The organism is uncultured Tenacibaculum sp. (genome assembly GCF_947495995.1).
Lineage (GTDB): Bacteria > Bacteroidota > Bacteroidia > Flavobacteriales > Flavobacteriaceae > Polaribacter.
The window spans coordinates 1-20198 of the sequence record NZ_CANMAX010000009.1; the positions used below are offsets into that span (position 1 = coordinate 1).

Annotated in this window: 18 protein-coding genes, 1 tRNA gene and 1 pseudogene; 11 read left to right on the forward strand and 9 right to left on the reverse strand. The window is 29.4% G+C overall.

The window, feature by feature from the left end:
* The 6 genes and pseudogenes from Q1A15_RS17690 to Q1A15_RS17715 form a co-directional block, all read left to right on the forward strand.
* A pseudogene (locus Q1A15_RS17690) lies at positions 1–831 on the forward strand (hypothetical protein); the annotation flags it as partial.
* A 13-nt stretch (positions 832–844) separates the two neighbouring features.
* Positions 845–2488 carry a glycoside hydrolase family 16 protein gene (locus Q1A15_RS17695; RefSeq protein WP_299627190.1) on the forward strand — a complete coding sequence of 548 codons (1644 nt, stop codon included), beginning with the start codon at positions 845–847 and terminating at the stop codon, positions 2486–2488.
* Between the two features lie 631 nt (positions 2489–3119).
* Positions 3120–3263, forward strand: coding sequence for a hypothetical protein (locus Q1A15_RS17700; protein WP_299627192.1), 144 nt, complete (start codon positions 3120–3122; stop codon positions 3261–3263).
* Positions 3264–3694: 431 nt separating this feature from the next.
* Complete coding sequence (locus tag Q1A15_RS17705) at positions 3695–4297, forward strand: hypothetical protein (protein ID WP_299627194.1); 603 nt, start codon at positions 3695–3697, stop codon at positions 4295–4297.
* A 231-nt stretch (positions 4298–4528) separates the two neighbouring features.
* The gene (locus Q1A15_RS17710) at positions 4529–4735 is read left to right on the forward strand and encodes a hypothetical protein (protein WP_299627196.1); all 207 of its coding nucleotides are present in this window, start codon (positions 4529–4531) and stop codon (positions 4733–4735) included.
* A 237-nt stretch (positions 4736–4972) separates the two neighbouring features.
* Positions 4973–6004 carry an L-dopachrome tautomerase-related protein gene (locus tag Q1A15_RS17715; protein ID WP_299627197.1) on the forward strand — a complete coding sequence of 344 codons (1032 nt, stop codon included), beginning with the start codon at positions 4973–4975 and terminating at the stop codon, positions 6002–6004.
* Between the two features lie 1855 nt (positions 6005–7859).
* Here Q1A15_RS17715 and Q1A15_RS17720 read toward each other — a convergent pair.
* On the reverse strand, positions 7860–8015 hold the full coding sequence (locus tag Q1A15_RS17720) for a hypothetical protein (RefSeq protein WP_299627199.1): 156 nt from the start codon (positions 8013–8015) through the stop codon (positions 7860–7862).
* Between the two features lie 52 nt (positions 8016–8067).
* Positions 8068–8141, reverse strand: a tRNA-Met gene (locus Q1A15_RS17725).
* A gap of 105 nt (positions 8142–8246) precedes the next feature.
* Here Q1A15_RS17725 and Q1A15_RS17730 point away from each other — a divergent pair.
* Together Q1A15_RS17730 and Q1A15_RS17735 are read left to right on the forward strand one after the other, a co-directional pair.
* A complete protein-coding gene (locus tag Q1A15_RS17730) occupies positions 8247–8630 on the forward strand; it encodes an START-like domain-containing protein (protein WP_299627201.1) in 384 nt (127 codons plus the stop codon).
* A gap of 92 nt (positions 8631–8722) precedes the next feature.
* Positions 8723–9550 (forward strand): aminotransferase class IV, encoded by an 828-nt coding sequence (locus Q1A15_RS17735; RefSeq protein WP_299627203.1) that lies wholly within the window; start codon positions 8723–8725, stop codon positions 9548–9550.
* 55 nt (positions 9551–9605) lie between these two features.
* On the opposite strand, the gene Q1A15_RS17740 is transcribed toward Q1A15_RS17735, so the two are convergent.
* The 5 genes from Q1A15_RS17740 to uvrA all read right to left on the reverse strand — a co-directional run bounded on the left by Q1A15_RS17740 (position 9606) and on the right by uvrA (position 15752).
* Entirely contained in the window at positions 9606–10739 is a 1134-nt protein-coding gene (locus Q1A15_RS17740; RefSeq protein WP_299627205.1) for a hypothetical protein, read from the reverse strand.
* Between the two features lie 11 nt (positions 10740–10750).
* The gene (locus Q1A15_RS17745) at positions 10751–11524 is read right to left on the reverse strand and encodes a hypothetical protein (protein WP_299627207.1); all 774 of its coding nucleotides are present in this window, start codon (positions 11522–11524) and stop codon (positions 10751–10753) included.
* A 164-nt stretch (positions 11525–11688) separates the two neighbouring features.
* Positions 11689–11844 (reverse strand): hypothetical protein, encoded by a 156-nt coding sequence (locus Q1A15_RS17750; RefSeq protein ID WP_299627208.1) that lies wholly within the window; start codon positions 11842–11844, stop codon positions 11689–11691.
* Positions 11845–12365: 521 nt separating this feature from the next.
* Positions 12366–12917 carry a YqgE/AlgH family protein gene (locus tag Q1A15_RS17755; RefSeq protein WP_299627210.1) on the reverse strand — a complete coding sequence of 184 codons (552 nt, stop codon included), beginning with the start codon at positions 12915–12917 and terminating at the stop codon, positions 12366–12368.
* Between the two features lie 42 nt (positions 12918–12959).
* On the reverse strand, positions 12960–15752 hold the full coding sequence (gene uvrA / locus Q1A15_RS17760; protein ID WP_299627212.1) for an excinuclease ABC subunit UvrA: 2793 nt from the start codon (positions 15750–15752) through the stop codon (positions 12960–12962).
* A gap of 250 nt (positions 15753–16002) precedes the next feature.
* On the opposite strand from uvrA, the gene Q1A15_RS17765 reads away from it, so the two are divergent.
* Complete coding sequence (locus Q1A15_RS17765; protein WP_299627214.1) at positions 16003–16590, forward strand: sigma-70 family RNA polymerase sigma factor; 588 nt, start codon at positions 16003–16005, stop codon at positions 16588–16590.
* A gap of 229 nt (positions 16591–16819) precedes the next feature.
* Here the strand turns inward: Q1A15_RS17765 and nth are convergent, their stop codons facing one another.
* Entirely contained in the window at positions 16820–17479 is a 660-nt protein-coding gene (gene nth, locus Q1A15_RS17770) for an endonuclease III (protein WP_299627216.1), read from the reverse strand.
* Between the two features lie 36 nt (positions 17480–17515).
* On the opposite strand from nth, the gene bcp reads away from it, so the two are divergent.
* Positions 17516–17968, forward strand: a complete 453-nt coding sequence (gene bcp, locus Q1A15_RS17775; RefSeq protein ID WP_299627218.1) for a thioredoxin-dependent thiol peroxidase — start codon at positions 17516–17518, stop codon at positions 17966–17968.
* Positions 17969–18043: 75 nt separating this feature from the next.
* Entirely contained in the window at positions 18044–19252 is a 1209-nt protein-coding gene (locus tag Q1A15_RS17780; protein ID WP_299627220.1) for a lipid A-modifier LpxR family protein, read from the forward strand.
* Here the strand turns inward: Q1A15_RS17780 and Q1A15_RS17785 are convergent.
* Positions 19249–20184 (reverse strand): sterol desaturase family protein, encoded by a 936-nt coding sequence (locus tag Q1A15_RS17785; protein ID WP_299627221.1) that lies wholly within the window; start codon positions 20182–20184, stop codon positions 19249–19251. The two genes, Q1A15_RS17780 and Q1A15_RS17785, sit on opposite strands and share 4 nt — an antisense overlap.
* Positions 20185–20198: the final 14 nt, after the last annotated feature.

Consider the following 20198-nt stretch of genomic DNA (forward strand, 5'->3'; position numbering starts at 1 on the left):
AGTGGAATCAATACTACTGCTAATGTTGCACGATTAACAAAAGGTAACGGATCAGAAGTTTGGGCAGGAGGATTCTTTGAAATTACTTCTCCATTAGATTTAGCTACTTTTTCTAAGATTAGTGTAAAAACCTGGTCACCAAAACAAGGAGCAGTGGTAAAACTAAAATTAGAGAATCAAGACGCGAGCATTACTCATGAAGTTGATTTAAATACAACAGTTTCTAATGCTTGGGAAGAATTAATTTATGATTTCAGTGGAGCTCCAACAGCAGATTATGTTCGTATAGTTATTTTCTTTGATTTTGGAGTAAACGGAGATGGTAGTGAGTATTATTATGATGCTATAACTTTAGTAAACGACTCAGGAGTTTCTCCATTATTATTCCAAGATTTTGAAGGCACAGCCCTAACTTTTACTTCATTCGGAAACATTGCCGGAGTTGAAGTAATAGCCAATCCAGATATGAGTGGTGTAAATACTACATCTAATGTAGCAAAGTTAACTAAGACCAATGGTTCGGAAGTTTGGGCCGGTGCCTTTTTTGAAACAGGAGCAGCGTTAGATTTTGTAACATATTCCAAGATTAGTGTAAAAACATGGTCACCAAAACAAGGAGCAGTAGTGAAGTTAAAATTAGAGAATCAAGATGCTAGTATTACTTATGAAGTTGATTTAAACACTACAGTTTCCAATTCATGGGAAGAATTGATTTATGATTTTAGTGGTGTGCCAGCAGCTGATTATGTTCGAGTAGTTATCTTTTTTGATTTCGGAGTGAATGGAGATGATAGCGTGTATTACTATGATGAATTAACATTAACGAATTAAACTAATGAAAGCAATGAAAATACAGAGATATATACAGTTAGGATTATTACTATTAAGTTTAGTATTGCTTCATAGTTGTGAAGAGAATACTTACGAATTTGGTGATATTATAACACCAAGTAATATCAATATAGTAGCAGAAATTATTGGTCAAGATGCTACAAATCCAAACGGAGATGGAAGTGGAGTTGTAAATTTTACAGCCACGGCAGACGATGCTTTATCATTCAAGTTTGTTTACAACGGATCAGAAGCTACCAAACCTGATGGAAAGATTACTTATAACTTCAGTGAACTAGGTGTAAACACATACACAGTTTCAGTTGTTGCTATAGGAACAGGCGGAGTAAGTTCAAGTAAAACCATACAAGTAGATGTATTGGCATTATACTCAGCTCCAGATGATTTAAAGCAAATGTTATACGGATTCGATCCAGCAAATCCAGATGCAGTAACATCAAAAACATGGAGAATTAAATCAGAAGTTGCAGGACACTTTGGTTTAGGTCCGGTCGGAGGAACTGTTTTTGGAGAATGGTATCAAGCATCAGCAAATGAAAAAGATGGTGTAGGAATGTATGACGATCGTTTTATTTTTAATTCAGATGGAACATTTCAACATGTTACTAATGGAACTGTATTTGGAAGAGGTGGATTAATAGACGAATTATCAAGTATCGGAGGTTCTGGAGGAACAGCCGATAATGCTGATATTCTGAATTATTCGTTAGCAGATTATACAGGGAATTGGAGTTTGATTGCACCAGGAGGTGTAGAAACTATCGCATTGTCTGGACTCGGTTTTATTGGTTACTACATCGGAAATCATGAGTATCAAATTTTTAATCGACAAACTCCTAACGAATTGGCTTTAAGAATTACAGATGCAAATAATGAATTTGATTGGTGGTTTTTAATTACTTCAGAAGAACCGGATCCAAGTTCTCAGTTCGTTTTTAATACTTTAGTTTGGGAAGATGACTTTACTACAAACGGAACTCCAGATAGTTCAAAATGGACTTATGACATTGGAACAGGTACCAATGGCTGGGGAAACAATGAAGTACAATATTATACAGATAGAACAGATAATGCAGTAGTTGAAAACGGAAACTTAGTAATCACAGCAAAACGTGAGAATTTTTCTGGAAGCAATTTTACTTCAGCACGATTAAAAACACAGGGATTATTTAATTTTAAGTACGGTAGAGTAGAAGTTAGAGCCAAGTTACCAGAAGGCGCAGGAACATGGCCTGCAATTTGGATGCTAGGTTCTAATTTTCCTACTGTAGGTTGGCCGTTTTCTGGAGAGATTGATATAATGGAGCAAACTGGCGCAGATAAAAATACAGTTCTTGCTACGTGTCATTGGCAAGACACGGCGAGTAATACCAAAGCAGATTTTAGTCAAACTACTGCGATTACCAATGCTACATCAGAGTTTCATTTATACACCTTAGAATGGACAGAAACAAGCATTAGTATGTATCTAGATAATACAAAGTATTATGAGTTAACCAATTCATCTATGTTGCCTTTTAATCAAGATTTCTTTTTGATTTTAAATGTAGCTATGGGAGGAACTTTAGGAGGAACAATAGATGCAGGTTTTTCAGAAGCAAAAATGGAAATAGATTACGTAAAAGTATTTCAATAAAGAAGATTTGAATTAGTGTTGGGAAGACCGATGCATTCTTAGAATGTGTTGGTCTTCTTTTTTGTTATAATTCGACTTTACAAAGAGTTTACAATACCTTAAATTATAAATCAAAAAAGCCTCATATTTTACTATGAGGCTAAACGTTATACATTTTTCTTAAAGGTAATATAAACTATTACTAATATGGGGTAAATGTAGAGAATAAAATTTAAATAGAATAATTAAATCTGCAATTAATCACAGAAATTATCATATGTTTTTTTTATGATTTTCAAAAGCTAGTAAATACAGTAGTTGTAGCTTTTTTTACGAGTTTTATTTTTCGGATTTTTTTAATTGTGAAGATGAATTGTATTTCTAAACCATAAAAAGGTTCTTTATTAAAAAGTAGATTTGTTTAACAAGTTTTCTGATTTTTTTCAAGTTCACTTATTTTTGTTTGAAAGTCTAGTGAATTTTTTAAGGTTGCGAACAAATAACAATGTAAGTTTATTTCTTGTAGTAGGTTCTAGGAAGTGAAACTTATATAAATCAAACCCTTGTATGTGATTTCTCTAAAAGAATTCAAAAACTAATTACCGATTATTATTGATGAACCCCAATATTAGTCAAAATTAAGAGAAAATAAATGAGTGAAAGACTTAAAGGATATATCGAAGGTGTATTTGAAGTACTTACTTTATTAAATGAAGATAATCATGGTAGAGATTTCCATTTATCTGAATTTGAACTAATGAATGAAACGTTAGAAGAGCATTTAAAAGAATTTTAGCCCTATAACCGATTTTAAATTTCAACTTGAAAAAGTGTACTCTGAGTTTTGTCAAAATTTTATTTATAAAATAGGTGATTCTAATAATGAAGATATAAATAAAGGTATATCAGATAAACTAAATAATTTTTCAATAAAAAAACTATTTGTTGAGTTGTTAAATGATTTTTTTGAAAATTCATCTAAAGTAGACAAAGTAGAATTTGATGAAAATTATAATTATGGCTTGCCTTACAAAATCTATTTAATATATAAAGAAGGTAAAATTTATCTTTTATATTTTTCAATTACTATTTAATAAGATAAGTAGGTTTAGTTAAACAAAAATAGAAGCATAGCTAAGGAGTCTGATTTATTCCTTCGTACAAATTTTGTGAAATTTTCTAGAATCAGATTTTATAACTGATCAAATAATAAAACAAAAATTAATTATGAGAAATATTGTCGAAAGTTGGATCGAATTTTATGAAGTTGATCGTTCAGTTAGAAAAGGATTTTTTGATACGTTATTTATGGATAATCCAACAGAATACGAGATTGAAGAAATATATAAACCTTTTATAAATAAAAATGAGTTGACTGAACGTATGAGTCGTTATTTAAAGGATTATCGAAATGGTGGTATTAAAGATGAAACTGAAAATAGAAAAGAATATTTGGAGCAACTTTTAAAAGCTGATATTGAAGAGAAAAAGTTAGTAGTAGAAAATGAAAAACTTTTTGAAAATATTAATTTTCCAACGAAGTTTCAATTTAACTCTAATTATGAAGAAGTAAGTAATAAAGTAATGAGTGATGTCTTTTCTCAGCGATTTGGTGATTTTTTTGGACGAAAAAAAATAGATCAAAACCCTAAAACCTTTGCTATATTTCAGGCCATTGATTGTATTTCTAGCCATTACTCATTCGCACAATATTTATCTAAACCTTTAGTGGATTTGAATTATTCAGGAGATCATATTTATGAATTTTTAATGAGAGGTGGTGTTTACGCGGTAATTGATGATACAGTTTACTACTCATTTAAAGAATAATTAATTTGTGTTTCTAACTATATCTCTCCACATCAAAAAAATGATCTTTTTTAATTAACAATACGATTAAAATATAAATGAAGCATATACTAGTCCGTTGGTAGTGTAAATAACATACTTCTATTTTTTAATCAACAGTAATTAACCATACTATATTCAAAATAAAATAATTATATTTATCGGAGTGCTTTTTTATTAAAGCAAAAATTAACCTTTTTTAAAATTATTAAAATGAAAAAAAACATTCAAAACTTAGGTAAGTTTCTTACGAAAAACCAGCAAAAAGAAATTAATGGAGGTCAACTTCCTGTAATAGGAAGGATTTGTAGAACAAATGCAGATTGTACTGCTTTTGGAGGTACATTTGGATGGCCAGATGTTTACTGTAAGAGAAATAGATTTAGTAGTCAAGGAACGTGTGAATTAACCTATTTTTAGGATACATTTTTACAAATAATATAATAGAAGATTTCGCTAAAAGCGAGATCTTCTTTTTTTTGCTAATAACACAAAGAAATGAAGTTGTATGACTAAAGATTAAGTAATGTCACCAATAGAAATTGACAAAAGTTTAAGAAATGTAATCATGAAATCTATGTTACGACTTAGCTCTTTTAACTAACTTTACAATTAGAAATAAGATTACACCAAGCATTATATTTAATTAAATCAAAAATGAAAAAAATACTAATACTTATTGTTGCTCTAGGAATTTTGAGCTGTAATTCTAAGAAAGCACAAATAGAAAATGTGACAAGCTTTAAAGGACAACAAGTAACAGGTGTAAGTGTAAGTAAAGAAGGTCGAATTTTTGCAAATTTTCCTAGGTGGCGAGAAAATGTGAAAAATTCAGTTGTTGAAGTTTTAGAAGCTGGGAAATCAATTCCTTTTCCTAATCAAAAATGGAATACTTGGAAAATAGGCGATGTACATTCTGATAGCATATTTGTTGCTGTTCAATCTGTGGTTGCTTTTGAAAACAAGCTCTATGTTTTAGATACACGTAATCCATTATTTAAAGGTGTGATTGATAATCCTAGAATTTTCACATTTGATCTTACATCTAATCAATTGGTGAAGACTTATAAGTTAAATAAAGAGAGTTTTCATAAAGATTCATACATCAACGATTTACGTGTAGATAAGAAAAAAGGTAAAATATACTTAACAGATTCTGGTCACGCAGGAATTGTAATTGTAGACATAAACTCAGGTGAATCATTCAGAGTTTTAGATAATCATAAATCTACACTTGCCGAAAAAGATCAATTAACGTTTAGTAATGGTATTTGGAAGAATACCGTGCATTCTGACGGAATAGCATTAGATACAAAAAATGATGTATTGTATTTTCATGCATTAACTGGATATAGTTTATACGCAATTTCTACAGAGGAATTAATCAAAAAAGATAATTCAGAAATTGAAAAAAGTATAAAGTTTGTTACAAAAACAGCTGCTCCAGATGGAATGATTATAGATGAGTCGGGTAATTTGTTTTTTGCCGACTTAGAAAACAATAAAATTATGAAACTAGCTATTTCAAGTGAAAAGATTACTGTTGCAGCAGAAGGAGATAAAGTTAAATGGGCAGATACATTTAGTATTTATAACAATGAGTTATTTTACACGAACTCTAGGATTAATGAAACTAAAGGAGATATCAGTGAGATCGAGTTTAGTATTAATAAATTGAAAATAAATTAAGTGTAATATTAGCTAATGTAATGTATCTGTTTTAGTTGAAATTATCATCTTTTCATCCACAAAAACAAAGATTATTTTTTAAAAGAAAAACCCACTCAAAGCTTGAGTGGGAAAATTGCTATGAAAAAGAAAAAGTGTCTAAAACGTCTTTTAGACATTTCAAATTTACTAAATGAATTTCATATTTTCTTATTAAAAGTATAAATATGTAGATTTTATTCTTCTGGAGATTATTTTAGCGAGTTTTCGTTACAGTAAAAAATGTTGTACAATCAGTGTTTACAGTATGTGCAGCCTTTCTGTTGATTATTTTAATTTTACGATTTTAAACAAAAAACAAACGAACTAATAATAGTTGTTTGTTTTTTTGAGGGGGAAATAGTTCAAATTATTTACAAGACAAAAATATTTATTACCTAAATATTCAATGTAAAAGTAAAGTTAGAAAAAGGTAAGAGAAATGAAATTTAACATTAGAGTATGGATAAAAAAAGCCATACTTGAACACCTAAGTATGGCAAAATTAAAACTGATTCAATTTTTCTTTAGACAACTAACAACATTGCAAAGCTAAAATTGAAAGATATTATTTAAGAAAAAAAATAGTTAAACGAACATTATAAAAAGAGCAGGTTTTGACTTTAGAGGAATTGAAAAAAGAATGAGAGTATAAAGAGTATTATTTGTTATTCGCTCTTTTTAGAATAAAATCCAAAACAATAAAAAGAATATCTGAGTTAAAAGAGAAAATTAAAAATAAACTTTATTAATTATGATAACCAGAGCCAAAATGGAAATTTTAGAATTACATAGACTAGGATTGATACAAATAGATTTATAATAATTGTCTTTCTTTTTTCTTTTAAAAAAAATGATAAGAGTAATAAAATAAACGCAATTACCCCTAGAATAGAAGCTGGTAATATAATCCAAAGTAAAAGATGTTTAAGCCCATAAAGAGCTCTTGTTTTTCCAACTGCTTCTATAAAATTAATATATAGATCAAATTGCATCCATAAACCTAATAGGATTGAAATAATACTTAAACCAAAAGATAATCTTGAAATTAACATTGAGTGAAAGTAGTAAAAACAAAATAAAGTAAAAGTGTAGTTTTTACTTTCTGTCCTTAAAAAAAATATCGCTTCCTATTCCAAAAATTTTAACGCACTTAGGACAAATAAAAGTAACAACTACAATTACGATGATTATAATAATTAACATATATGATTCCATGATTCTAAAGTATAAACAAAAAAGAGTGATTAACAAAACAAAATGAATAGTCCAATATTAGAAAAAAAATAAAAAACTGTATCTCCAGTATTTTAAATATGTGTAGGCTTTCTATCGGTCATTTTAATCTTCATTTTTACGATTTTAAACAAAAAAACTAGCCCTTTAATTTTATCTTTTTAATCTAAGCTTCTTATTTGATACGAAATCTGCATAAAAGTATATAAGAGGTAACCAGAAATTAAAAGTAATGAAATATGGATTACGATAAAGTGTTTTTCAAAAAACGGTTGAAAAGAAGGTTTGTATAATTTCATTAACAACATAAGAATGGAATAAACGAATATTAAAATAAGTATGAAAATAATCATAGCTTAAAAATATTAATAAAGATTCCTAACATATTTTAATATTTAGTTTTCTTCATTGATATATGTAATAGCAATTCCAATAACACAGGAACATGCTAAATATAAAAACATAGAAGCATAGGTGAAAATAAGTATAAGAGAGGTAAGTAGTAAAAGCATTAGAAAGTTTCTGAAGAAAGATTTTCCACTCATAGAAATAGATTTATTTAGTTTTAAAGATAACTAAAAAGAATCCAATAAAAGATGATTCATAATTTAGTCGCCATCGCAGATAAAATAATGAAAGAGGTAATAATCGTAACTACAAATATAAAGTCGTTAAAACCAGGAAACATTTGAACAACTGTTTGTCCGATGACTAAACTAAAAAGTAAACGCCAATACCATTTTTTTAGAGTTTTCATAAAGCTTTTTTAAAACAAAAAACAGTTACAAAAATTGTAACTGTTTTTTCCGTAGCGAAGGGGGGACTTGAACCCCCGACCTCAGGGTTATGAATCCTGCGCTCTAACCACCTGAGCTACCTCGCCGATTGCGGATGCAAATATAGTTCAATTTTTGTTTCAAACAAGAAAACTAAATGATTTTTTTTAAAAAGAATATTTCTATATATTGTGTGCTAAACTTAAATGTAAATGAGTAAAGTTAAATTTGAATTAGAAATACCTGTACACGCTTCTCCAGCTCTTTTATATCAATATTTTGCAACACCTTCAGGATTAGAAGAGTGGTTTGCCGATCGAGTGAATTCTAGAGGTAAAATTATTACCTTTTATTGGGATGATAGTGAAGAGGAAGCAACCATAGTAACAAAAAAAGCAGACGAGCGTATAAAATTTAAATGGACAGAAAGTGAAGATGACGAAAGTTATTTTGAATTTAGAGTTCAGGTAGATCCTTTAACAAAAGACGTTTCGTTAATCATAACAGATTTCGCCGACGACGAAGAGTCTGCAGAAGAAGCAAAAATGCTTTGGGAAAATCAAATCGATGAATTAAAACATTTAATAGGTGCTTAATTATTTTAAGATATTCTAAACTCGGCTAAATGCCGAGTTTTTTATTTGTAACATCTTTTTATTTACTAATTTCGTTCTATTAATTATTTAGAATGATAAATTACAACGGAAATATAATTAAAGCTTCTGAAGCGCCTTTAACTATAGAAAATAGGGCTTTTAAATTTGGAGATGGTATTTTTGAAACTATTAAAATTCAGAACGGTAAAGTAGTATTTTTAGAAGATCATTATTTTAGATTAATGGCTTCAATGCGTATGCTTAGAATGAAGATTCCGATGGAATTTACATTAGAATTCTTAGAAAAGGAAATTCAAAAAGTTGTAGCGCATTTTTCTGAAAACATTCTTAGAGCTAGATTAACAGTATACAGAAAAGATGGTGGTTTATACACACCAAAAACTAATGAAATAGATTATGTTATTGATGTAAAACCTGTTTCTGTAGTAGCTAAAGATAAATACGTATTAGATTTATATAAAGATTTCTACAATTATTCTGGAATGTTGTCTACAATTAAAACAACGAACAGAATGTTAAATACCATTGCTTCTGTTTATGCTCAGGAAAATGATATTGATAATTGTGTGTTGCTAAACGAACGTAAAGGTGTTGCAGAAGTAACAAATGGAAATATTTTTATCGTAAAAGGAAATACAATTAAAACACCAGCTTTAACAGAAGGTTGTATTAAAGGTATCGTTCGAAAAAAAATAATCGAATTGTTAGAAAAGCATGACGATTATTCTATTGAGGAAACTACGATTTCTCCATTTGAAATTCAAAAAGCAGATGAAGTATTTATTACGAATGCAATTCTAGGTGTACAGCCTGTTACGAATTATAGGAAAAAAGAATTTAAAACTGAGATTTCAAAAAAGATACAAAAGAGTTTAAATTTTGTGTCTATCACAGGATAACAAAAAAGAGGTCTAAAATATTTTAGACCTCTTTTTAATTTATATACGATTAAACTTACTTTAAAATGATTTCGTAAGGTGTATCATTATTTAGTGAGTAGTTTCCAGATATTTCTTCAACTAACTTTTCTTTGTTCGCATCGAAATAAGTAACTCTAAATTGTTTGATTTGATCTTCTGGATATGAATTAAAGTTCATATCGATTATACCTTCTGGGTTACTCGTTTTACTCTCTCTAAATTTGTATTCTGTTAAAGCATCAATGGTAACTTGAATCGGATTACCACTTGCATTTTTAAATAGTGCTTTAAAAGCTTGTAATTCTTTTTCAGGCTCGTTTACATATTTTAAATGTTGCTCGTTCGTATTTTGATGTTTGTTTCTGTAAAATCCTAAATGAACATTATTACTTACATCATCTAAAAAAGTATTGTATCCTTTCTTTTCAGCGTCATCAAAATATTTACAAGATTCACTTGTGTTAGATCTAGCGTTTTGTACTTCTTTGCTATATCTTTTTCTGCTTCTATAGTTTTTAAATGCTAAAACAGATCTCTTGAATAAATAAAATACAAATAAACCAGCTAATACCTCTAATACGTAGAAAAGTACTGGTAAAACATCTTGAATTCCAAAAGCAGATTCTCTAATACCTGCTGAAATTTCTCTAGCCACACGCTCTTTTGAGAAATAAAATATAGCGACACCAATTGCTGAGAATAGCGTAGTCCCTATAAAAAACTGAATTCTAACATCTCTAACAATTCCTTTTCTAATGTCAGATTCAGGTTTTGCTGAATTTGAAGGAATTTTTTTCTCTTCAAAAAAACGTTTATTTCGAGTATGAGAACTTAACATTCCTACCATTAATTCAGCAATTACAATCGAAATAAAAATAATACCCACACCAATAACCCAAGGCGCTTGAGGTAAAATATCTCTATAAATTTCTCTACTGAAATAATATTCTAAAATACAGATAACAACAAAAGCAATGGTGAAAGGAACGACATAGGCATTCGACATAATCTTGTCCCAGTGACTTAGTTTTTCTTCATTTGGTTTTAAAATTTCAAAAGTATCTCTCGCTCTCTTTGATGCAGAATTTGCTCTTGAAGCTAATTCGTCAGAGATTTTAAAAAGATCTTCCGATTCATCTGTAGATGGTTTGTCCCAATTAATAATCATAACTCTAGTTTTTATAAACAATCAAAGTCTTCAATATAACTAAAGAATCCTTCTTTACCTTCAAATTCATTTAACTCAGCTCCGTCGAAAATAGAAGTATCTTTCCATCCGATTAAGAAAAGTTCAGCGTTATCTGGTAATGCAAGTTTGGTTTTTATTTTTTCAATTCTTCCAGAACGTTTAGGTTCATTAACACCATCTGTAAAAAGTACAACCATTACTTTGTCGTAATCTTCTACGTTTGGTTCTTTTAAAAGCTTGTTAATGTGTTCGAAAGCTAAATCAATATTTGTAATGTCTTTTCCTTTGTAAGGTTTATATCCTACAATTGAACTTTGAACTGTTTTAGATAAAAAGCTATTTAATTTAGAAGCATTTTTCTTCTTAATCTTTTCATTTTTGGCTTTTATCTTATCATTATATTTCTTCTGTTTTGCTTGTTCAGAAAGTGTAGGGTGCTCAGAAGTTAATATATTCTTGTAAGGCTTTAAAGCGCTTACTTTTAATCTGAAAATTTCTTTAGAATTTGGAGCAGGATTTCCTATGATTGTAGATGTAAAATATCCACTTCCGTTTTCGTTGATTACATCAACAATAGCTTTGTAATCGTCTTTGTTTAATTTTTGAATGCTTTCTGAAGAACCACTTCTATCATCACCCAAAACAATCATAATTTTACATTCAGGGATTTCTTCTTCTAATACCGCACTATGACTAGGTTTAGGGGAATCACAAGAAAAGATAGCTAATAGTATAACAACAGAAAAAAACTTTTTGCTTAACATAAATATTATTTTTCCGCTAATATAGCTAAATCAATATAATATGGAGCAAAAGTTTTTAAATGGTGGATTAAAATACACGATGATAGCGTATTAGTAAAACAGCGCTAGAATTCATGTTTTAAAAAGAAGAATTAGTTGTTGTTATTAAATGGTAAAGTCTAATCTTAATTAAGGTATACATTAACTTTAACTTTATCAACAAAGTATTCTTTATTGTAATACCTGTTGATTGTTAATGTTAAATCTGTAGTTGGTAACTTCATTTCCATTTCACTACCACTCGGGGTAATAAACTTTACTTTTTTAGGGGAATAATTCATAATTACTAAGTTTTTTGGTGCTATGAAATTATAAATCATTTCTCTTTTTGGATTGAAATTTTAGGTATTTGGTAGTTTTTTTTAGATGAATGGTAGTTATTTAATGATATTTGGTTGTGTTAAATTGTCGTTTTTTGAAGTTTTTAAACAATTAAATGAAACAAATTGCTAGGTAAGGGGTATACATTTAAAACAAAAATAGCACGAATATATTGATATGTATTATTGTATGAATTCACTTTGTTTCTAAATGAAAGTATATTCATTTGGACTATTGGATAGCTTCTCGTAATAATATCTACTTACAGATAATGATAATTTTAATTGTGGGAATTCTATCTCAAATTCATTTCCATGACATTTAACTAATTTAACTAATTTAACTAAGGTATTTTTTACTTTCATAATACTTGTATTTTGTTTGTATCATGAATTTAGTAATATTTCTATCTGAAAATGATGCTAAGAAGTTGTAAGGCGGCTTTTTGTAGTTGTTTACGCCTTGTAATCAGATAAATGAATTAATTCATTGTGATGTCTGCAGGAGCATTAGCCCATATTTTATACTTACCACCTTTTTGTAGTAGTTTGTTTTTCCAGATCAATTCTTCATCTTGGCTAAAGATATTTGAAAAATCATTTTCAGATATAAACCAAGATTCCGTATTTAATTCACTTTCTAATTGCTGAGAACCCCAACCAGAATAACCTAAAAAGAATCTAATATCAGTAGATTTAATTAAGTTATCGTTTAAAAGTTGTTTTAAAGATTCAAAGTTTCCACCCCAATAAATACCATTGGCAACTTCTATGCTGTCTTCTATTAAATGAGGTATACGATGAATAAAATATAAGTTCTCTTGTTCTACAGGTCCACCTTGATATATTGTAAAATCACAATCAATATCTGGAATCAAATCTTCTAAAACATATTGCATTGGTTTATTTAATATGAAACCAACAGAACTTGCATTAGAATGATCTGTAATTAATACGATCGCTCTTTTGAAAGAATCATCATTTAAAATTGATGGTTCTGCTATTAATAATCTTCCTTTTTTCGGGGTTAACATCCTTGTTAATGTTAAAATTTAAAGTAAAATAAAAATATTTTTTCAATTTTTTAACTTTTCTTTAATAAAAATCCCTGTTAAAGAGTCTTTTTCCTGTATTAAGTCCTCTGGAGTTCCTTCAAATATCAAATTTCCACCTTTTTTACCGCCTTCAACACCCAAATCTATAATATGATCTGCACACTTAATAAGATCTGTATTGTGTTCGATAACGATAATAGAATGTCCTTTTTCAATTAAAGCATTAAATGAATTTAATAACTTTTTTATGTCGTGAAAATGTAATCCAGTAGTAGGTTCATCAAAAATAAATAAAGCTTTGTCTTTAGTATTTCCTTTAATTAAGAATGAAGCTAATTTAATTCGTTGCGCTTCGCCACCAGAAAGTGTAGATGAAGATTGTCCTAATTGTACATATCCTAATCCAACATCTTGAAGTGGTTTTAATTTATTGGCAATCTTCGGAGCTTCATTTTTAGAAAAGAAGTCTATTGCATCATCAATAGTTAGATTTAAAATATCATCAATATTTTTTCCTTCAAAGGCTACTTCTAAAACATCTTTCTTAAAACGCTTTCCTTTACAACTTTCACATTGTAAATGAACATCGGCCATAAATTGCATTTCAATAGTAACTACACCTTCACCTTTACAAACTTCACAACGACCACCTTCTACGTTAAATGAGAAGTGTTTAGGTTGGTAATTTCTAATTTTCGATAACTTTTGAGTAGCTAAAAGTTTACGAATGTCATCGTAAGCTTTAATATATGTCACAGGATTTGAACGAGAAGAACGACCAATAGGATTTTGGTCTATAAATTCTACATGTTTTAAATTTTCGTAGCTTCCTTCAATATCTGTATACTGACCGATTTTATCTCCATATCCAATAAGCTTTTTCTGCATAATCGGATATAAAAGTTTTTTTACTAAAGTACTTTTACCACTACCAGAAACTCCTGTGATTACAGTCAAATTATTTAGTGGGAAAGTAACATCTATATTTTTAAGATTGTTCTCTCTTGCTCCAATAATCTTAATGAAGTTCTTAGTTTTTCGTCTTTTTTCAGGAACTTCAATCGCTAGTTTTTCTGATAAATATCTTGCAGTAAGTGTACTTGAATTTATTATTTCATCATAAGTTCCTTCAGCGACAACATCTCCACCATGTGTTCCTGCTTCCGGGCCAATATCAATAATGTAGTCTGCTTCCTTCATAATATCTTCATCATGTTCAACTACAATTACTGTATTTCCTAAATCACGTAAGTTTTTTAAAACCTTAATTAATCGTTCTGTATCTTTTGGGTGTAAACCAATACTAGGTTCATCTAAAATATACATAGAACCAACTAATGAACTTCCTAAAGAGGTAGCAAGATTAATACGTTGACTTTCACCTCCAGATAACGTGTTTGAAGTTCTGTTTAGAGTAAGATAACTTAGTCCAACATCAGTTAAGAATTGTAAACGATTGTTAATTTCAGTTAGTAATCGTTTTGCTATTTTTTCTTCGTATTCATTAAGTGTGATGGATTTAAAAAACACACTAAGTTCATCTAAAGGAAGATTAACTAATTCTGAAATTGTTTTATCATGGACCTTAACATAGTTAGCTTCTTTACGTAATCGTGTTCCATCACATTCGTGACATTGTGTTTTTCCACGATAACGAGAAAGCATAACTCTATTCTGAATTTTATAACTTTTCTCTTCTAACTCGTTAAATAAATCTTGAATTCCACTAAACTTATCGGTTCCTTGCCAAACTAAGTTTTGTTGTTCTTCTGTAAGTTCGAACCAAGGTTTATGAATTGGAATGTTATAACTATCTGCGTTTAGAATTAGGTTCTCTTTGTACCATTTGTAAGCGTCTGTTCTAAAAGGGAAAATGGCATCTTCATAAATAGATAAACCAGTATTTGGCATAACTAAATCTTCATCAATACCAATTACATTTCCATAGCCTTCACAAGTAGGACAAGCTCCGTATGGATTATTAAAGCTGAATAAATGCGTATTTGGTTCTAAAAAAGTAATACCATCTAATTCAAACTTATTACTAAACTCAGTTTTTTCTTCGGTTTCTAAGTTTTCAATATAACAAACGCCTTTACCTTCAAAGAATGCTGTTTGAATAGCATCTGCTAATCGATTATAAAAATCCTCATCATGTTGAATAACTACACGATCCACAACCAAATCAATACTATTACCTGTAAATTCTTCAACAGGAAACTTATCAATTCGATATACTTTATTGTTGAACTTTAATCTCGCATATCCTTGTTGTTTCAATACTTGGAGTAAAGATTCAATAGTTCTTTTCTCTGGAAGTGTTACTGGAGCAACTAATAATAGTTTCGTTTTTTCTTCTAGAGATTTTACGTAGTTAACAACATCTGTAACTGTATGTTTTTTGACTTCATTTCCTGAAATAGGAGAGAAGGTTCTACCAATTCTGGCGTATAATAATTTTATGTAGTCGTAAATCTCGGTAGAAGTACCAACAGTAGATCTCGGATTTGTTGAGTTTACTTTTTGTTCAATGGCAATAGCAGGAGCTATTCCTTTAATATAATCGACTTTCGGTTTATGAAGTTTACCCAAGAATTGTCGAGCATAAGAAGATAAGCTTTCTACATATCGTCGTTGTCCTTCTGCGTATAATGTATCGAAAGCCAAAGAAGATTTACCAGAACCAGAAAGTCCGGTAATTACAACTAACTTATTTCGTGGGATAACAACATCTATGTTCTTTAAATTGTGTAAAGATGCACCTTTAATAATGATGTTTTCTTTAGGATTTATAGTAGAAAGATCTTTTGCCATTGTTTAAAATATAAACACCAAAAATAAGGATTTTACAAGGGATTTAATAATCACTTTTAAAGTAAAATGATCTATTAATTAAGACAAAATTTAAATAATATTAGCATAAAATTTGCATTTTCTGATAAAAAAAATGATATTTGTCGCTCGCATAACCGATTAAATATCATACGCCTATACAAGAAAACTACTTTTAAAAATTATTAAAATCCCAAATAGAGATTACTTAATCTCCTTAAAAGTAGTAGTTATGTATAGACAAACTTCAGATGATAGCGTCTTAGTAAAAGAGTATATTAACGGAAGAGAAATAGCACTTGAGCTTCTGGTTAAAAGACATCAACAACGAATTTTTAGTTTTATTTATAGTAAAGTACAAGACAGAGATGTTGCAGAAGATGTTTTTCAAGATACTTTTATTAAAGTAATTAAAACCTTAAAAAAAGGAAACTACAACGAAGAGGGAAAATTCTTGCCTTGGGTAATGCGTATTTCACACAATTTAGTAATTGATTATTTTAGAAAGAATAATCGTATGCCATATTTTAATAGTTCTGAAGATTTTGACATTTTCTCTATCATAGGAGATGATGCTTTAAACGCAGAGAATAGAATTATTAAAGACCAAATTCTGTTAGACGTTAAAAATTTAATCGAAGAATTACCAGAAGAACAAAAAGAAGTATTAAAAATGCGTATTTATATGGATATGAGTTTCAATGAAATATCTGAAAATACAGGAGTAAGTATTAATACAGCACTAGGTAGAATGCGTTATGCATTGATAAACCTCAGAAAACTAATTGATAAGAATCAAATTATTTTAGTTAATGAATAATAAATAGAAAAGTTTAGCGTTACATATATAATTAAGCACAAAATTATATATATGGCGCAAATTTACTCTGAAAGATCATCTGAGTTCAAGATGAACCCAAAAAAATCCACAGTACAATTTATATTAAACTTTTCTAAAAGCTTCAAAACAGTAAGAACAGAAAACGATGTTCTCATTGAATTGAATTTGAATTAAGAGTGAAGAAGCTTCAGTGCGAACTGGAGCTTTTTTATTTCTTCTTCTTTTTATTGTATTCTGCTATTACTGTTTTTCTACCTATGGCGTTAGTTATAATGTCATTATCTAAATTCCAACCTCTTGCTGGTGAATATTCTCTACCGTAGAAAATAATCTGTAAATGTAATTTATTCCAAATCTCTTTCGGAAATAAACGTTTTGCATCTTTTTCTGTTTGCGCGATACTTTTTCCATTAGATAAATTCCAACGGTACATTAAACGATGAATATGAGTATCTACAGGAAAAGCAGGAACATTAAAAGCTTGTGCCATAACAACACTTGCAGTTTTATGTCCAACTGCAGGTAAAGCTTCTAAATCTTCAAAACTTTGCGGAACTTCTCCATTATGTTTTTCGATCAAAATTTTAGATAAACCATATATTCCTTTAGATTTCATAGGTGAAAGCCCAACAGGTTTTATAATTTCTCGAATTTCTTCAACAGATAATTGTACCATATCATAAGGGTTATCAGCTCGTTCAAACAACAAAGGAGTGATAATATTTACACGTTCATCGGTACTTTGTGCAGACATTAAAACTGCAATTAATAGTGTATAAGGATCTTTATGATCTAAAGGTATTGGAGTCTCAGGATATAGTCGTTCTAAAGTATCAATTACAAACTGAACTTTTTCTGTTTTGTTCATTTTTTCAGTATTTTTACTTAACAAAAATACCGAATTATGACAACACTTAAAATAGGAGATAACGCACCAAATTTCGAAGCAAAAGATCAGGCAGGAAATACAGTTAAATTAGAAGATTACAAAGGAAAGAAATTAGTAGTATTCTTTTATCCAAAAGCTAGTACTCCTGGTTGTACAGCAGAAGCTTGTAATTTAAGAGACAATTACCAAACTTTCTTAGCAAAAGGATATGATATTCTTGGGGTTAGTGCAGATAGTGCTAAGCGTCAACAAAACTTTATCAATAAAAACGAATTACCATTTCCATTATTAGCAGATGAAGATAAAGCTGTTATTAATGCTTTTGGTGTTTGGGGGCCAAAAAAGTTTATGGGAAAAGAATATGATGGTATTCATAGAACTACTTTTGTAATTGATGAGAATGGAGTTATCGAAGAAGTTATTTCTAAAGTAAAAACGAAAACTCATACTGAGCAAATTTTAGGGTAAAATTAGTTAAAACCCTGATTTATATGGTTTAATAAAGCGTAAATTGTAGTGTCTTCCACACTAGATTTACGCTTTATGACTTTTTTACGCTACTTATTGCTATTCTTTATGTGGAGTTTAATTGGAGAAAATGCTTTTTCTCAAGTAGATAAAATTCCAGATGAAGTAAAAAACGCACATGATAAACTTCAAGAGTATTATGAAGGAAAACGACTTACAAGTACTTCACTTACTAGAAATGACGTTACTAAAAACACTGCTTTTTTACAGAAATATTATGATTCTGTAACAGAATACTATCGTTATTTTAAATCAGATAAAAAGATTATCAAAGGAGTTAGAGTTTATACCGATAACGATGCTTTTGCTGTTTTTGATAATAGAGATCATGAATATACTGGTGGTGTTAGAATCGCATTTATTACCGATTATGTTGGATTGAAATTAATTTCGTTCAGAAGAGACCATAAGTATCTATCATATCAGTCTGTATTTTTTGGATTTGATTTATACACACCTAATGTTTTAAATGTAAATGATATTGGTGATTTAAATCCAATTGATAGACCTTTTGCTTCATTTCAGTATATAGGAAGAACTAGAAACATCATTAGATACGATGGAAGATATCGATCTACTGCTGAAATTAAAATAGGAATAATAGGAGGAGAGGTAAGTCGAAATTTCCAGCGTGTAATTCATAGAGATATTACAGATTCTGAAAACAATAATGGATGGAATTACCAGATAGCAAATGGAGGAAGATTTGCTTTACAATACATGAATAATCATCAATGGGAAAACAAATTAGGGAAAAAAGAACTCTATTTTCATTATGGTTTCCAGTATGGTTTAGGTTGGGAAAAGAATTATGTGTCTCCAATGTTATCGTTGACTAATAAATGTTTTTTTGAAAGAAATCCGGATAGTGCAATCAATAGTGAAAATCATTTCTTTGGGTCACAAAAATGGTGGGATCAGATCAAACAAACAGCATTTTTTGCAGTTAATGTTCAACCAGAAATTGTATTTTACAATACAATGTTGCAAGGATACCCAACAAATAATAAAGAGTTTGTTTTCGATGAAGGAAATAAAGTAGAGGTTCCTGTAATTAATCCCATAAACCATGTTGTAGGAAAGTTTAGTTTCAGCTTTGGTTTTCGAAACTATAATTCAAATTTTTTATTTGAATATTTTTTTCAAACTCCGGAGTATGATTATGCATGGAAAAAAAAATTCTTCCACAGGTATGGAAGAATCTCTTTTACTTTAAATATTTAGTTATTGTTTTTTAATTCACGTTGCAGTTCTCTACTTGTTTTAGAACTTCCATCGTGACTCCATCCTGGAGGCATAAAAACATATTTTAGTCGAGTACCCAATGGCAAATCTTTTTTTCTACTGAAGAAGTCTTTAAAGATTTCTTTCCATTCATGAAAAATGATATTGATTGGTCCTTTGTCTTCTAAAGGTTTCGTTAATCCGAATTTTAGCTTTTCATATTCCATTTCTTCTTCTTCAGCCTGAAAAGTTCCAAACATTCTATCCCAAATAATTAAGAACATTCCCATGTTTTTATCTAAGTATTTTACATTAGAAGCATGGTGAACTCTGTGATGAGAAGGAGTAACAAAAATATATTCCCAAGTTTTTAGTAAAAAACCTACAAATCCTTTTCTCTTAGTTGGTTTTATAAAATTTGTGTGACATAAAGTTCCATAATTTTGATTCATCGCGTAAGCAAACATGATATGTAATGGCTGAATTCCTATTAAAATTAACGGAATTAAAAACATAAAACGATAAAATGGTTGCAGAACTGGTGAACGGAAACCTGTAGAGATATTGTAATATTCTGAGTTATGATGTGTAACATGAACAGCCCAGAAAAAACGTGAATGATGATCTACATAATGATGTATATAATACAAGAAATCTTGACCAACAAATGCTATAAACCAATATAAAAACCCTGTATTCTCCCAGTTAATAAAACGATAATCATAAAAGAAATCCATTACTATAAAGGATGTAGCGTACATCAATCCATCTAAAAAGACATTAACTAACGCAAAATATACGTTTGTAGAAACATCTTTAAACTCGTAGTTTTTGGCTTTTCTTTTGTAGCTAAAATACATCTCAACACCAATGGCTAAAGCACAAACGGGCACAAACCATATGTAAGCATTTTGATGAGTGAAAATATCCATATAAAAATATTTAG

What these genes read in the sequence shown, in the direction of transcription:
- Q1A15_RS17695 (WP_299627190.1), top strand. Translation starts at nt 845, where the DNA reads ATGAAAATACAGAGATATATACAGTTAGGATTATTACTATTAAGTTTA.
- Q1A15_RS17700 (WP_299627192.1), top strand. Translation starts at nt 3,120, where the DNA reads ATGAGTGAAAGACTTAAAGGATATATCGAAGGTGTATTTGAAGTACTT.
- Q1A15_RS17705 (WP_299627194.1), top strand. Translation starts at nt 3,695, where the DNA reads ATGAGAAATATTGTCGAAAGTTGGATCGAATTTTATGAAGTTGATCGT.
- Q1A15_RS17710 (WP_299627196.1), top strand. Translation starts at nt 4,529, where the DNA reads ATGAAAAAAAACATTCAAAACTTAGGTAAGTTTCTTACGAAAAACCAG.
- Q1A15_RS17715 (WP_299627197.1), top strand. Translation starts at nt 4,973, where the DNA reads ATGAAAAAAATACTAATACTTATTGTTGCTCTAGGAATTTTGAGCTGT.
- Q1A15_RS17720 (WP_299627199.1), bottom strand. Translation starts at nt 8,015, where the DNA reads ATGAAAACTCTAAAAAAATGGTATTGGCGTTTACTTTTTAGTTTAGTC.
- Q1A15_RS17730 (WP_299627201.1), top strand. Translation starts at nt 8,247, where the DNA reads ATGAGTAAAGTTAAATTTGAATTAGAAATACCTGTACACGCTTCTCCA.
- Q1A15_RS17735 (WP_299627203.1), top strand. Translation starts at nt 8,723, where the DNA reads ATGATAAATTACAACGGAAATATAATTAAAGCTTCTGAAGCGCCTTTA.
- Q1A15_RS17740 (WP_299627205.1), bottom strand. Translation starts at nt 10,739, where the DNA reads ATGATTATTAATTGGGACAAACCATCTACAGATGAATCGGAAGATCTT.
- Q1A15_RS17745 (WP_299627207.1), bottom strand. Translation starts at nt 11,524, where the DNA reads ATGTTAAGCAAAAAGTTTTTTTCTGTTGTTATACTATTAGCTATCTTT.
- Q1A15_RS17750 (WP_299627208.1), bottom strand. Translation starts at nt 11,844, where the DNA reads ATGAATTATTCCCCTAAAAAAGTAAAGTTTATTACCCCGAGTGGTAGT.
- Q1A15_RS17755 (WP_299627210.1), bottom strand. Translation starts at nt 12,917, where the DNA reads ATGTTAACCCCGAAAAAAGGAAGATTATTAATAGCAGAACCATCAATT.
- uvrA (WP_299627212.1), bottom strand. Translation starts at nt 15,752, where the DNA reads ATGGCAAAAGATCTTTCTACTATAAATCCTAAAGAAAACATCATTATT.
- Q1A15_RS17765 (WP_299627214.1), top strand. Translation starts at nt 16,003, where the DNA reads ATGTATAGACAAACTTCAGATGATAGCGTCTTAGTAAAAGAGTATATT.
- nth (WP_299627216.1), bottom strand. Translation starts at nt 17,479, where the DNA reads ATGAACAAAACAGAAAAAGTTCAGTTTGTAATTGATACTTTAGAACGA.
- bcp (WP_299627218.1), top strand. Translation starts at nt 17,516, where the DNA reads ATGACAACACTTAAAATAGGAGATAACGCACCAAATTTCGAAGCAAAA.
- Q1A15_RS17780 (WP_299627220.1), top strand. Translation starts at nt 18,044, where the DNA reads ATGACTTTTTTACGCTACTTATTGCTATTCTTTATGTGGAGTTTAATT.
- Q1A15_RS17785 (WP_299627221.1), bottom strand. Translation starts at nt 20,184, where the DNA reads ATGGATATTTTCACTCATCAAAATGCTTACATATGGTTTGTGCCCGTT.